Consider the following 13,902-nt stretch of genomic DNA (forward strand, 5'->3'; position numbering starts at 1 on the left):
TGGCGCCGGGCCGGGCTACACGACACCCCAGCTGGGTCACTTGGGATCGGGGAAATGCTGAAACAGCTCTTTGCGCCGCAACTCGTCATCCTCTATGTGCTTGCGGCCTCGACGATTTATGTCCATTTCCGTGGCAAGCAGCGGCTGCGCTTTGCGCGCCAGCTCGGCGATCATTCGACCTATCTCGCACCCTACAACGTGCTGATGTATGCCGGCTCGGCCGTGCCGAACAAGCCGGTGATCTCGGTGGACCAGTTTCCTGAGCTGAAACGGCTCAGCGAGAATTGGGAGACGATCCGCGACGAGGCCGTGCGCCTGTTCGATGAAGGCTTCATCCGCGCCGCGGCCAAGAACAACGACTGGGGATTCTACTCGTTCTTCAAAAGCGGCTGGAAGCGCTTTTACCTGAAGTGGTACGACGACTTCCTGCCTTCTGCGCGCACGCTGTGCCCGAAGACGGTGGAGCTTCTGAACTCAATTCCGTCCGTGCACGGCGCGATGTTCGCGATGCTGCCGCCGGGCGGCAAGCTGGGCGCGCACCGCGATCCCTTCGCCGGCTCGCTGCGCTATCACCTCGGGCTCGTCACGCCGAACTCGAACAAGTGCCGGATTCTCGTCGATGGCGTCGAATGCGTGTGGCGCGACGGCGAGGCCTTCATGTTCGACGAGACCTTCATCCACAGCGCCGAGAACGCGACCGACGTCAATCGCATCATCCTGTTCTGCGACGTCGAGCGTCCGATGAAGTTCGGCTTCATGACGGCGATGAACCGCTGGGTCAGCCATCACATCGTCAAGGCATCGGCGACCCAGAACGTCGACGGCGAGAATGTCGGCGTGCTCAACAAGGTGTTCGGCAAGCTCTATGAGATCCACCTTGCGAGCCGTAAGGTCAAGGAATGGAACCGCAGCGTCTACTACACGCTGAAATATTCGCTGACGGCGCTGATCCTCGGCCTCATCGTGATGTCGGCGCTGCGGTGATTGCCGCGGTCGCGCTGAATTGGGAATAGGCAATGGCCCCGTTGCCGACCGCCGACGCCGAGACAGAACAATTCTTCCGCCAGTGGCTGGAAACCTTCGCGGGCTATGTCCGCGAGGTCGACTACGCGTCGGCGAGGCCGCTCTTCCATCCGGATGTGCTTGCCTTCGGCACGCATAGCGACGTCATCCCTGGTCTCGATCAATGGGTCGCGACTCAGTGGGACAACGTCTGGCCGAAGACGACCGACTTTCACTTCGTCCTCGATCAGACCTCGATCCTGGCGTCCCCCGACGGCACGATGGTCACCGTGATCGCACCGTGGACGAGCACGGGCTATCACCCCGATGGCATTCCGTTCCCGCGCCCCGGCCGCGCGACGATGGTATTTTCCAGAAATGCCGATGGCTGGCTGTGTGTGCATTCCCACATGTCGCTCAACCGCGGTGTCCCGCAGGTCAGTCACGCCAACCGACCGGTGAAGGCCTGGTAGATCGGGTCCTCCCGACCTCTTGTGCCTGAGTGATCCAACAGAAATGCAAAAAGGCCCCGGACACGCCGGGGCCTTTTGATTGGTTGACGTCGTGCAGCTTTACTCCGGCTGGCCGATCGACACCTTCAGCGAGCCGACGCCGTCGACGCCGCATTCGAGCTTGTCGCCTGGCTGGAGCTGCGACACGCCGGCGGGTGTGCCGGTCATGATGATGTCGCCGGCGGCGAGCTTCACCTGCTGCGAAAGCTGCCAGATGATCTCCGGCACGTTCCAGATCAGCTCGGTGAGGTCGCCCTTCTGGGCTTCCTTGCCGTTGACGGTGAGCCAGATCTTGCCCTTCGACGGATGACCGATCTTCGAGGCCGGCTGAACCGCTGAGCACGGCGCGGAGTAATCGAACGATTTGCCGATCTCCCAGGGACGCTCCTTCTTGCGCGAAGCGATCTGGAGGTCACGGCGGGTCAGGTCGATGCCGACGGCGTAGCCGTAGACGTGATCGAGCGCCTTCTCAGTGGGAATGTTGAGGCCGCCGCTCTTCATCGCGACGATCAGCTCGACCTCGTGATGCAGGTCCTTGGTCAGCGGCGGATAGGGGATGGTGGCGCCATCGGGCACCAGCATGTCGGCGTGCTTGGCGAAGAAGAACGGCGGGGCGCGCTCGTCATTGCCCATCTCGCGGATGTGCTCGAGATAGTTGCGGCCGACACACCATATGCGGCGGACGGGGTAGCGGCCGGTCTCTCCGACGACGGGAAGCGAAGCCTGCGGCGGAAGCGGGATGACGTAGGAGGCGGCGTTCATGAAACGGTCTCGCTGCTCTTGGGGTGATAGGGATTCCTAAGCGGTTGCGCCCAGCGCGACGGGGCTGGTCGCATGGTGCTGCAGGCGGAAAAACGAGGCGTAGCGGCCCGAGCGGCGCAGCAGCTCGTCATGCCGTCCACGCTCGACGATCTCGCCGCCCTCGACCACCAGGATCGCGTCGGCGTGCATGATGGTGTGCAGACGGTGCGCGATCACGATGGTGGTGCGGTTCCGGCAGAGATGCTCGATCGCCTCCTGCACCTGCTTCTCGGATTCGGAATCAAGCGCGGCTGTCGCTTCGTCGAGGAGGATGATCGGCGCGTTCTTGATCAGCGCCCGGGCGACGGCGATACGCTGGCGCTGGCCGCCGGAAAGCTGCGTGCCGTGCTCGCCGACCGGCGTGTCGTAGCCGAGCGGGAAGCTCATGATGAAGTCGTGGGCGCAGGCCGCCTTGGCGGCATTGATGATCTCGTCGTCGGTCGCACCAAACCTGCCGAAGGCGATGTTGTTGCGGATGGTGTCGCGGAACAGATAGACGTCCTGGCCGACATAGGCGGTTTGCCCGCGCAGCGATTTGCGCGACACCGACGCGATCGACTGGCCGTCGATCAGGATGTCGCCCTGCGTCACCTCGTAGAATCGCAGCAGCAGCGCCAGCACGGTCGACTTGCCGCCGCCGGAAGGGCCGACCAGCGCGGTGACCTTGCCGGGCTCGGCAGTGAAGCTCATGCGGTTGAGCACGGTCTCGCCTGCGCGATAGGCGAAGCTGACGTCGTTGAGCTCGATCCGCGCGTCCGACAGCCTCAAGGCCGGTTTGTCGTCATCGGATTGCTCGCTTGCCGGGCTGTCGACGACCTCGAGCAGCATCCGGGCGCCGACGAGCTGGCTGTTGAGGTCGATGTTGAGCCGCGCCAGCCGCTTGGCCGGCTCGGTCGCCATCAGGAAGGCGGTCATGAAGGAGAAGAACTGGCCCGGGGTGGCGCCTAGCGCGACCACGCTGTAGCCGCCATAGAGCAGGCAGCCGGCGACCGCAAAGCCGCCCAGCATCTCCATCAGTGGATTGGAGCGGTTGGCGACGCGCGCCATCTTGTTGGCGTTGCGCTCGACGACGGCGATGTTCTCGTCGATGCGGCTCTGCATCGCATCTTCCAGCGTGAACGCCTTGACCGTGCGGATGCCCTGCAGCGATTCCTGCATGGTTTCCAGAATGTCGGCGGTGCCGGTGAACTGGTTATGGGCGAGGCCCTTGATGCGCTTGACCAGCTTGCGAAGCACCAGCATCGCCGGCGGCACCGCGACGAGGCCGATGAACGACATCAGCGGATCCTGCCAGACCATCACGCCGATCATGGCGAGCAGCATCAACAGGTCGCGCCCGACGGCATTGACCAGCATGTTGAGGACGTCGGTGATGGACTTGGCGCCGGCGGTCAGGCGCGCAAGAAATTCCGAGGAGTGCCGCTCGGAGAAGAAGCCGATGCTTTCGCGCATCAGCTTGGCGAAGAGTTGCCGCTGGTTGTTGGCGAGAATGGCGTTAGAGATCTTGGTCAGGATCACCATGTGGCCGTAGGTCGCCACGCCCTTGATGAACAAGAGGACCACCGTCACGCCGGACAGCATCGCGATGCCCGGGACGTTCTTGTCGACATAGGCCTGGTTAATGACCTGGCCGAGCACATAGGTCGCGGCTGCGGTCGCGCCGGCGGCCGCCGCCATCAGCGCGAAGGCGACGAGGTAGCGCCGCCAATAGCTGATCCCCTGCTCCATGACGAGGCGGCGAATCAGGATCGCTGCCGCATAGGGATCGTCGGTGATTTTCTTTGGAAACTGGGCCATCCGTAGTCCATTGACGGCGCAAGGGGCAAACCTGCCCGCGCGTCAGGGATCGAATGGCCTCTGTGCCCGCTCAGGCAGGGTTTTTCAAGCCCAATTAAGGACTTGCAAACCTAACGATTCTACGCCGAGACCGCCTGGCGTAGCTCGTCATGGCGCTCGCGGAACAGCTGTTCCTCCCATGCCAGCGCGTGGGCCGCAATGGTCTCGAGATTCTCGTATTGCGGCCTCCAGTCCAGCACGCTGCGGATGCGGCTGGTGTCGGCGACCATGGTCATGATGTCGCCGGGACGGCGCGGTGCATATTGGACCGCAAAGCTGCGCCCCGAAACGCGGCGCAGGGCATCGATGGTTTCGAGCACGGAGTAGCCGCGGCCATAGCCGCAGTTCAACGTCGTCGAGGCGCCGCCACCGCGCAGGTAAGCCAGTGCGGAGCGATGCGCTTGCGACAGATCGGTGACGTGGATGAAGTCGCGGATGCAGCTGCCGTCCGGGGTCGGATAGTCGGTGCCGAACACGTCGATCTTGGCGCGCTGGCCGGTCGCGGCCTCGACCGCGATCTTGAACAGGTTCGTGGCGCCGACGGAGGCAAGCCCGATGCGGGCCTGCGGGTCGGCGCCGGCCACGTTGAAGTAGCGCAGCACGACAAATTGCATGCCGTAGGCCGAGGCGACGTCGTGCAGCATGATCTCGGTCATCAGCTTCGACGAGCCGTAAGGCGAGAGCGGCCGCGTCGGCGCGTGCTCGGGCACCGGCACCCGGTCCGGATTGCCGTAGACGGCGGCCGTCGACGAGAAGATGAATCGGTTGATGCCGCGCTTGACTGCGACGTTGAGCAGGTTGCGCGCAGTCATGAAGTTGTTGCGGTAGTAGCCGAGCGGGTCGTGCATCGAGTCCGGCACCACGACCGAGCCTGCGAAATGGACGATGCTCTCGATGTTGTGCTGGGCGATCACGCCTTCGAGCAGGTTCTCGTCGCCGGCATCGCCGATGAACAGCGGCACGCCTTCCGGCAGGTAAGCGGAAAAGCCGGTGGAGAGATCGTCGATCACGACGACGTCCTCGCCGGCTTCCGCCAGCGCCAGAACGGTGTGACTTCCGATGTAGCCGGCGCCGCCGGTGACAAGCACGGTCATGATCTCACCCGTCTTCCGATCATCCGATGATGCTAACGTTTGCCTGGTGAAGAGGGGGTATCGGCGCGGCTGAACTGGTCACTATGCTTAATGTTGCGTATAGGAGCCTCACGAAACGGAGCGTGACGTGGCCAATTTCCCGGGCGATCTCGAACTGATCGTGCCAAATCTGCACAGGCGCTATTCCGGTGTGACCGCGACCAACCGGATGGTCGCGCCGCGCCTGGCAAAGCTGTTCCGCGCCGCATGGCTCGGCTCGGATGCGCCGGAGGGGATCGCGCGCTTGAGCATTGCCGGTTTCCTGAAACTATGGCGCCGGCGAGCGCCGCTGATCTGGCACGCGCGGCGCAACAACGAGATGATCGCGGGCGTGCTCCTGCGCGCGCTCGGCTGGCCGTTGAAGCTCGTATTCACATCGGCTGCGCAGCGCCATCATAGCTGGATCACGCGTTGGCTGATCCGGCGGATGGATGCGATCATCGCGACGTCAGACATCTCGGCATCGTTCCTGAAAGTGAAGGCGACGGTGATTCCGCATGGCGTCGACACCGACGTCTATGCGCCGCCGCAGGATCGCGCCGCGGCGTTTGCGGAAGTCGCGCTGCCGGGCCGCTACGCCATCGGCTGCTTCGGCCGCGTGCGCGCGCAGAAGGGCAGCGATGTCTTCGTCGATGCGATGTGCCGCCTGTTGCCGCGCTATCCGGACTTCACCGCCGTCATCGTCGGCGCGATCACGCCGGAGCAGATGCCGTTCGCGAACGATCTCAAAAAGCGGATCGAGGCCGCCGGCCTCCAAGCGCGCGTCGTCATCACCGGCGAGTTGCCGATCGAAGAGGTGCAGCGCTGGTATCAGCGGTTGACGATCTACGCCTTCACCTCGCGCAACGAAGGCTTTGGCCTGACGCTGATCGAGGCGATGGCGACGGGCAGCGCGCTTGTGGCCTCACGCGCCGGCGCGGCCGAGCTCGTGGTCGAGGATGGCGCCACCGGTGTGCTGGCACCGCCGGGCGATGCGGACGCCCTGGTCGCCGCGCTCGAGCCCTTGATGCGTGATCCGGCCGCGGCGCTCGCGATGGGCGCGCGCGGACGGGCGCGGGTGCTCGAACGGTTCAGCCTCGATGCCGAGGCGGGGCGGATCGGGGAGGTCTATCGTCCGCTGCTCTGAACCGGCGCCGTCTTGACACATTGTTCATGTTTTGTTCTTAACCTGGCTATCCCTGAGTGGAGATGGCCATGGACAATCGCATCAACGAAATACGAAGACTTATCAGGGCGCTACGCGTGAGCATGCTCGAGGCTGAGGCGATCATGCGGGACCAGATCAACCGGGGTGACAGCTGCGCCTTCGTGGCCGAGGAGATCATGAAGATGCGCTCGGTCATGAGCCTGCTCGTCGAGGAGCGAACGACGCTCGGAGATACCGATCCCATTCTCGTCAAGAGCTTCTTCCTTCCCCGGCGCCCGCTGGCAGAGAGGCCTGTTGCCCGGCCGGTCAGGCGCGTGCTCGTTGGGAGGACCTGAGAAGGCAGGAGAGGCTGAAATATTTCTCCGCGTCGTTCGGCGCCGCCGGGAAGAAGGCCGTCAAGAAGGGGGCAGCAGCCGGAAGACGGAGGAGAGACAAACTGAGCCGCTAGTGCCCCTGTCAGGTCATTGCCCGCGCGCCGCTTTCGCTGAGCACGCGCTGCGCGATGGCGACGACCTCGGAGGCCGCGATGTCGCGCATGCAGCGATGGTCGTTCATCCGGCAGATCGTGCTCTGGCAGGGCTGGCAGGAGAGGATCGACTTGTTCTGCACGACGGTGGCGGCGAGGCCGTTGAGCGGCGCCCAGAGGTAGGGACTGGTCGGGCCGAAGATACCCATGGTCGGCGTGCCCAGCGCGGCTGCGATATGCATCAGCCCGGAATCATTGGAGATGGCAACGCCGGCCGCCGCCATCGCGAGCACGCCATTGCGCAAGTCCGTGCCGGTCAGGTCGCGCACGCGCGGCCCGCCGGCAGCGACGATCTCCTGGGCCATGGCCTTCTCGCCAGGGCCGCCGACCACCCAGACATCCAGGCCCTTTTCCACAAACTGGCGGGCGGCATCGGGATAGTAGGTCCAGCGCTTGGAGGCGCCGACCGATCCGGGGCCCAATGCGACCGCGGTGACCCCGGTCAGGCCGTTCGCCTGGCGCCAGCGCGCGACCTCCTCGGGCGGGGCCCGCAGCTCCGGAACCGGCCATTCCGGGGGCAGTGGTGCGCCCTCAGGCTGGGCAAGCGAGGCGTTCTTGTCGATGAAGCGCGGGAGCCGCTTCTCGCCCCAACGCCAGCGGTTGATCAGGCCGAACCGGAACTCGCCGACGAAGCCGACCCGTTCGGGGATACCGGCCAGCGCCGGCGCGATGGCCGCCTTCCAGGTCCGCGGCAGCACCAGCGCCGTGCCATACTTCCGCTCGCGCAGCAGCTTTGCGAGGCCGAATTGCCGGTTAGCTGCGAGCCGGCTGCGCGGCAGGTCCCAGACGATCCCCTCGCGTACGCCCGGCATGTAATCGACCAGGGGAGCGCAGAGCGGGGTGGTCAGGAGGTCGATCGGCCGATTCGGCCAGCGCTCGTTCAAGACCCGCACCACGGTGTGGCCGCGAACGAAATCGCCGATCCACATGTAGGGCACGATCAGGATCGGGCGCTTGTCGGCCGGATCCTCAAATCCACTAAATTGCGAATCTGTGTTCATTTCTTAAAGGGAGCCCAAGCAATGTCGATAGCGTCCGTTCGGTAGCCGCTCTGCACAGGCAGGTAAAGGCGGGACAGTTCCGATCCAAAACCGCTTACACTTTGGCGGATCATGCGCTACGGCAGGGGCTTGCGACGGGTTATTGGGCAGTCGCGCTGAATTTGGCAAATCGGGCAGGGACGGTGGAATGTTGCTGGTGACCGGCGGGGCCGGTTTTATCGGGTCGAACGTCGTGGCGGCGCTCAATGATGCGGGCCGCAGCGACGTGGTGGTCTGCGACCTCCTCGGCCACGAGGGCAAATGGCGCAATCTCGCCAAGCGACAGCTTGCCGATGTCGTGCCGCCGGCCGAGCTGATTGACTGGCTGAATGGGCGCAGGCTCGACGCCGTGGTTCACCTCGGGGCCATTTCCTCGACCACCGCAACCGATGGCGATCTCGTCATCGAGACCAATTTCCGCCTCTCGATGCGCCTTCTCAACTGGTGCGCGGCGAATGCTGTGCCGTTCATCTATGCCTCGTCGGCCGCCACCTATGGCGACGGTGAGCAAGGCTTTGGCGACGACGCATCGCTCGCCGCGCTGAAGACATTGCGGCCGATGAACCTCTACGGCTGGAGCAAGCATCTGTTCGATCTCGCCGTTGCCGAGCGCCTCGCGCGCGGCGAAAACCTGCCGCCGCAATGGGCGGGGCTGAAATTCTTCAACGTGTTCGGTCCGAACGAGTATCACAAGGGCACGATGATGAGCGTGCTGGCGCGCCGCTTCGATGACATCAGGGCCGGCCGCATCGTGCAATTGTTCAAGTCGCATCGCGAGGGCATCGCCGACGGCGACCAGCGGCGCGATTTCATCTATGTCGACGACGTCGTGCGGGTCATCATGTGGCTCCTGGCAACGCCCTCGGTCTCCGGACTCTTCAACGTCGGAACCGGCAAAGCGCGCAGCTTCAAGGATCTGATCCTCGCGGCCTACGCCGCGCTCGGCAGCAAGCCCAACATCGAATACATCGACATGCCCGAGGCGATCCGCGGCAGCTATCAGTATTTCACCCAGAGCGAGGTCGATCGCCTGTGCCGCGCCGGCTACAACGGCGGTTTCACGGCGCTCGAAGATGCAGTGAAGGCCTATGTCGGGGGCTACCTTGACCGGCCCGACCGTTTCCGCTGAGGCGTTGAGGACCATGCAAACGCCGATCTTCGATTTCGATACGCTCGCGGAGGCCATCGCCGGCCGCACCGTGCTTTGCATCGGCGATCTCATGCTCGATGAGTTCGTCTATGGCGAGGTGTCGCGGATTTCGCCGGAGGCGCCGGCGCCCGTTATCGCCGCGCAGCGCAGCGAGACCCATATCGGCGGCGCCGGCAACGTGGCGCGCAACGTCGTCTCCCTCGGCGCGCGCTGCATCTTCGCCGCGCTCGTCGGCGAGGACGACGCGGGTGCGCGGCTCAAGGCAGCGCTTTCGGAGGTCGCCGGTGTCGAAAGCGTGCTGGTGTGCGATCCATCGCGCCCCACGACGCGCAAGATGCGCTTCGTCTCCGAGCATTTTTCCACTCACATGCTGCGCGCCGACTGGGAGCAGGCGACGCCGGCCTCCACCGAGATCGAGCTGAAGCTGATCGAGGCGATCCTGCCGCAGCTTCCCCGCGCCGACATCGTTCTGCTCTCCGACTACGCCAAGGGCGTCCTGACCGCGCGCGTGATCCGCAACGTGATCGACGCCGCGCGAAAGCTCGGCAAGCGCGTGATCGTCGATCCCAAGAGCCCGAACTGGGCGATCTATCGCGGCGCCAGCCTGCTCACGCCCAACCGCAAGGAGTTTGCCGAGGCGACCCGCAGCCGCGCCGACACGGTCGATGATATCGCCGAGGCGGCGCAGGACGTGATGCGGCTTGCCGATTGCGAAGCGATCCTGGTGACGCGAAGCGAGCACGGCATGACGCTGGTGCCGCGCCAGGGCGAAGCCGTGCACGTGCCGGCCTATCCGGTGAAGGTGCGCGACGTCTCGGGCGCCGGCGACACCGTCTCGGCGGCGCTTGCCGCGACGCTCGCGGCAGGTGCCGATTGGGACACGTCGCTGCGCATGGCCAGCGCCGCGGCTGCGGTTGCGGTCGGCAAGCAGGGCACTGCGAGCGTGAGCGCGGCCGAGCTGCGGCGAAAGATCCTGCCGCATGCCTATCTTGCGGCCGAGGAGAAGATCGTGCTCGCGCCTGGTGCGCTTGCCGCACAGCTTGCGGACTGGCGCAAGCAGGGCTTGCGCGTCGGCTTCACCAATGGCTGTTTCGACATCCTGCATCCCGGCCACGTCAAGGTGCTGACCGCAGCGCGCGCCGCCTGTGACCGCCTCGTCGTCGGCTTGAACAGCGATGCCTCGGTGCGCCGGCTGAAGGGCGAGGACCGGCCGGTGCAGAACGAGCGCGCGCGGGCCGAGGTGCTGGCGGCGCTCGAAGCCGTCGACCTGGTCGTCATCTTCGAAGAGGATACGCCGATCAATCTGATCACCGACATCAAGCCGAGCGTGCTGGTGAAGGGGGGCGACTATACCCGCGAGCAGGTGGTCGGCTATGACGTCGTCGAAGCCGCGGGCGGAACGGTGGTGCTGGTCGATATCCTCAGGGGATTCAGCACGACCGCTCTCGTCAACCGGGCGCGGGGAGGGACGACGTGACGGCGCTGACGCGGGAAACAACCGGCGCGATGATGCTGCGCCGCCTGCGGAGCCCGGCCGCATGGGCCGAGACCGTGGACCTGTTCGCCGTCCTGACCGCGGCCTCGCTGCCGTGGTCGACATCGCTGGCCGCGATCTTCAATGCCCTCATGCTCGTCTGCATGGTGCCGTTTCTCGACGTCAGGGATTTCGTGCAATCCCTGAAGCGGCCGATCTGTGCGGCGCCGATCGCGCTGGTCCTGCTCGCGCTGGTCGGAATGCTGTGGTCGGATGCGGCGTGGGGTGCGCGGCTTTATGCCGTAAACCCGACCGTCAAGCTGCTCGTGCTCCCGGTCCTGCTCTATCATTTCGAGCGCTCCCCGCGCGGACAATGGGTGTTCGTCGCCTTCCTCGTCTCCTGCGCGCTGTTGTCGGTGATGTCCTGGCTGGTCGCGTTCAATCCGGCACTCTCGATCAAGCCTGGAAATGTCGAGCGCGGCATCTTCGTCAAGAACTACATCGACCAGAGCCAGGAATTCACGCTGTGCGCGGTCGCGCTCGCCTACCCGGTCGTGATGCTGCTGCGTGAAAAGAGATATTGGCTCGCCACGCTGCTCACGGCGCTGGCGCTGAGCTTCTTCGTCAACATGGCCTTCGTTGTCGTCTCGCGTACCGCGCTCGTCACCGTCCCGATCATGCTGGCTGTGTTTGCGTTTTTGCATCTGCAATGGCGCAGCATCCTGGTCATCTGTGGCGCTCTCGTCGTTTTCGGGCTGCTGGCGTGGCAGTCCTCGCCCCAACTGCGCAGGACCGCCGATACCTTCTCCAGCGACTACCGTCTCTACAAGGAGCAGGGCATTCCGACCTCCATGGGGCTTCGAATCGAATTCTGGCGGAAATCGCTGGGCTTCTTCGCGGAGGCGCCGATCATGGGGCACGGCACCGGTTCGACGCGCGGATTGTTCGAGCAGGTCGCCACCCCCAGTGGGCACTACCAGGCTTCCGCCGAGGTGATCGGCAATCCCCATAACCAGACGCTGAACGTCGCGGTGCAATGGGGCGTCATCGGCATCGTCGTTCTCTACGCGATCTGGCTCGTGCATCTCCTGCTGTTTCGCGGCGACGGACTTGCCAACTGGATCGGCTTGTTGGTCGTCGTCCAGAATATCTTCACGTCGCTCTTCAACTCCCATCTGTTCGACTTTCACGAGGGCTGGATGTACGTCATCGGCGTCGGCGTTGCCGGCGGCATGGTGATCCGCGCGCGGCAAGCTCGGCCAAAGGTGGGGGAAGCTGGTTCCTGAGCTCTCTCGCTGCTGGCAAGTCTTGACGAGATGGGCTATCAGCGCGGTCAGGTTGTAGACAACTGGATATCATCGGTCTGCGGATGACGCGACTTTCGCATCTTAACTCGCGCAATTTCCTGATCGCGCTCCACGACCTGCTGGCAACGACGGCAGCGTTGTTTGTTGCGTTCTACCTGCGATTCGAGGGCGGAGACCTCTTCTTCGCGCGTCTTCCGCTCCTGTTCCAGATCCTGCCTTACTTCCTCGCTTTCAGCGCCGTCGTGTTCTTCCTCTTCAATCTGACCACGACGAAGTGGCGGTTCATCTCGCTGCCGGACGCGCTGAACATCATCCGCGCCGCGACGGTGCTCGCCGTCGCGCTTCTCGTGCTCGACTACATCTTCCTGGCCCCCAACGTTCATGGCACCTTCTTCCTCGGCAAGGTGACCATCATCCTCTATTGGTTCCTGGAAATTTCCTTCCTGAGCGCGTCGCGGCTCGCCTATCGCTACTTCCGCTATACGCGGGTGCGGCGTCACGCCAGGATCGAGGATGCCGCGCCGACCCTGTTGATCGGCCGAGCGGCGGATGCCGAGGTGCTTTTGCGCGGTATCGAGAGCGGGGCGATCAAGCGCATCTGGCCGGTCGGCGTGCTGTCGCCGTCGAGCGCCGATCGCGGCCAGCTCATCCGCAGCGTGCCGGTGCTGGGCGGCATCGACGACATCGAGGACGTCATTGGCGACTTTGCCAAGCGCAACAAGCCGATTGCCCGCCTCGTGATGACGCAGTCCGCGTTCGAGCCCGAAGCCCATCCGGAATCGATCCTGATGCGCGCGCGAAAGCTTGGCGTGATCGTCAACCGCATGCCCTCGCTGGAGAGCGGCGACACGCCGCGGCTGACGGCCGTCGCGGTCGAGGATCTTCTGCTGCGCCCGAGCGAGAAGATCGACTATGCGCGCCTGGAAACCCTGATCAGGGACAAGTCCGTGATCGTCACCGGCGGCGGCGGCTCGATCGGTTCCGAAATCTGCGAGCGCGTCGTCGCCTTCGGCGCCGCGCGCCTCCTGGTGCTGGAGAATTCCGAGCCGGCGCTCTATGCGGTCACGGAAGCGCTTGCGGCGCGGGGGTCTGCGGCGACGATCGAAGGCCGGATCGCCGACATCCGCGATCGCGAACGCGTCATGCGCCTGATGGCCGAGTTCAAGCCTGACATCGTATTCCATGCCGCTGCGCTCAAGCACGTGCCGATCCTGGAGCGCGACTGGAGCGAAGGGGTCAAGACCAACATCTTCGGCTCGATCAACGTGGCCGACGCCGCACTCGCCGCGGGCGCCGAAGCCATGGTGATGATCTCGACGGACAAGGCGATCGAGCCGGTCTCGATGCTCGGCCTGACCAAGCGCTTTGCGGAGATGTACTGCCAGGCGCTCGATCACGATCTGTCGTCGCAGGTGGTAGCCAAGTCGCCGATGCGCCTGATCTCGGTCCGGTTCGGCAACGTGCTCGCCTCGAACGGCTCGGTCGTGCCGAAATTCAAGGCGCAGATCGATGCCGGCGGTCCGGTCACGGTTACTCATCCCGACATGGTCCGCTACTTCATGACCATCCGCGAGGCCTGCGACCTCGTGATCACGGCTGCGACCCACGCGCTCGGGGCCGAGCGTTCGAACGTCTCGGTCTACGTGCTCAACATGGGCCAGCCGGTCAAGATCGTCGATCTCGCCGAGCGCATGATCCGCCTGTCCGGCCTCCAGCCCGGCTACGACATCGAGATCGTGTTCAGCGGCATGCGGCCCGGCGAGCGGTTGAACGAGATCCTGTTTGCGTCCGAAGAGCCGACGGTCGAGATCGGAATTGCCGGCATCATGGCGGCGCGGCCCAACGAGCCGCCGATGCAGACCTTGCGCAAATGGATCACCGCGCTCGAGCTGGCGATCGCGCGCGACGATCGCGCCACCATCAGGACCATCCTGAAGGACGCCGTTCCGGAATTCGGGTCGACTGCGGCCTGAC

General features: G+C 64.6%; 12 protein-coding genes. 8 read left to right on the plus strand and 4 right to left on the minus strand.

From position 1 onward, the window contains the following. The first annotated feature begins 54 nt into the window (after positions 1-54). Positions 55-984, plus strand: coding sequence for an aspartyl/asparaginyl beta-hydroxylase domain-containing protein (locus QA640_RS15565; protein ID WP_283041487.1), 930 nt, complete (start codon positions 55-57; stop codon positions 982-984). Between the two features lie 32 nt (positions 985-1,016). Continuing rightward, complete coding sequence (locus QA640_RS15570; protein ID WP_283041488.1) at positions 1,017-1,475, plus strand: nuclear transport factor 2 family protein; 459 nt, start codon at positions 1,017-1,019, stop codon at positions 1,473-1,475. Positions 1,476-1,574: 99 nt separating this feature from the next. Here QA640_RS15570 and QA640_RS15575 read toward each other — a convergent pair whose 3' ends face one another. The 3 genes from QA640_RS15575 to galE all read right to left on the minus strand — a co-directional run bounded on the left by QA640_RS15575 (position 1,575) and on the right by galE (position 5,245). Next, positions 1,575-2,276: a fumarylacetoacetate hydrolase family protein gene (locus tag QA640_RS15575; protein ID WP_283041489.1), complete on the minus strand. Its 702-nt coding sequence runs from the start codon at positions 2,274-2,276 to the stop codon at positions 1,575-1,577. Between the two features lie 36 nt (positions 2,277-2,312). Next, complete coding sequence (locus QA640_RS15580) at positions 2,313-4,112, minus strand: ABC transporter ATP-binding protein (protein ID WP_283041490.1); 1,800 nt, start codon at positions 4,110-4,112, stop codon at positions 2,313-2,315. Between the two features lie 119 nt (positions 4,113-4,231). Next, positions 4,232-5,245: a UDP-glucose 4-epimerase GalE gene (gene galE / locus QA640_RS15585; RefSeq protein WP_283041491.1), complete on the minus strand. Its 1,014-nt coding sequence runs from the start codon at positions 5,243-5,245 to the stop codon at positions 4,232-4,234. 127 nt (positions 5,246-5,372) lie between these two features. Between galE and QA640_RS15590 the strand changes: the two genes are divergently transcribed. Together QA640_RS15590 and QA640_RS15595 are read left to right on the plus strand one after the other, a co-directional pair. Next, positions 5,373-6,410 (plus strand): glycosyltransferase family 4 protein, encoded by a 1,038-nt coding sequence (locus QA640_RS15590; RefSeq protein ID WP_283041492.1) that lies wholly within the window; start codon positions 5,373-5,375, stop codon positions 6,408-6,410. 68 nt (positions 6,411-6,478) lie between these two features. Continuing rightward, positions 6,479-6,766, plus strand: coding sequence for a hypothetical protein (locus tag QA640_RS15595; RefSeq protein ID WP_283041493.1), 288 nt, complete (start codon positions 6,479-6,481; stop codon positions 6,764-6,766). 121 nt (positions 6,767-6,887) lie between these two features. Here QA640_RS15595 and waaF read toward each other — a convergent pair whose 3' ends face one another. Then, a complete protein-coding gene (gene waaF, locus QA640_RS15600) occupies positions 6,888-7,958 on the minus strand; it encodes a lipopolysaccharide heptosyltransferase II (protein WP_283041494.1) in 1,071 nt (356 codons plus the stop codon). Between the two features lie 187 nt (positions 7,959-8,145). Here waaF and rfaD point away from each other — a divergent pair, with 187 nt between their 5' ends. From rfaD to QA640_RS15620, 4 genes are all read left to right on the plus strand, one after another. Further along, entirely contained in the window at positions 8,146-9,126 is a 981-nt protein-coding gene (gene rfaD / locus QA640_RS15605; RefSeq protein WP_283041495.1) for an ADP-glyceromanno-heptose 6-epimerase, read from the plus strand. Positions 9,127-9,139: 13 nt separating this feature from the next. Then, positions 9,140-10,624 carry a D-glycero-beta-D-manno-heptose-7-phosphate kinase gene (rfaE1, locus tag QA640_RS15610; protein ID WP_283041496.1) on the plus strand — a complete coding sequence of 495 codons (1,485 nt, stop codon included), beginning with the start codon at positions 9,140-9,142 and terminating at the stop codon, positions 10,622-10,624. Beyond that, positions 10,621-11,907, plus strand: coding sequence for an O-antigen ligase family protein (locus QA640_RS15615; protein WP_283041497.1), 1,287 nt, complete (start codon positions 10,621-10,623; stop codon positions 11,905-11,907). Before rfaE1 ends, QA640_RS15615 begins: the two co-directional genes overlap by 4 nt. A gap of 83 nt (positions 11,908-11,990) precedes the next feature. After that, the gene (locus QA640_RS15620) at positions 11,991-13,901 is read left to right on the plus strand and encodes a nucleoside-diphosphate sugar epimerase/dehydratase (RefSeq protein ID WP_283041498.1); all 1,911 of its coding nucleotides are present in this window, start codon (positions 11,991-11,993) and stop codon (positions 13,899-13,901) included. Position 13,902 lies beyond the last annotated feature (1 nt).

Source organism: Bradyrhizobium sp. CB82, assembly GCF_029714405.1.
Lineage (GTDB): Bacteria > Pseudomonadota > Alphaproteobacteria > Rhizobiales > Xanthobacteraceae > Bradyrhizobium.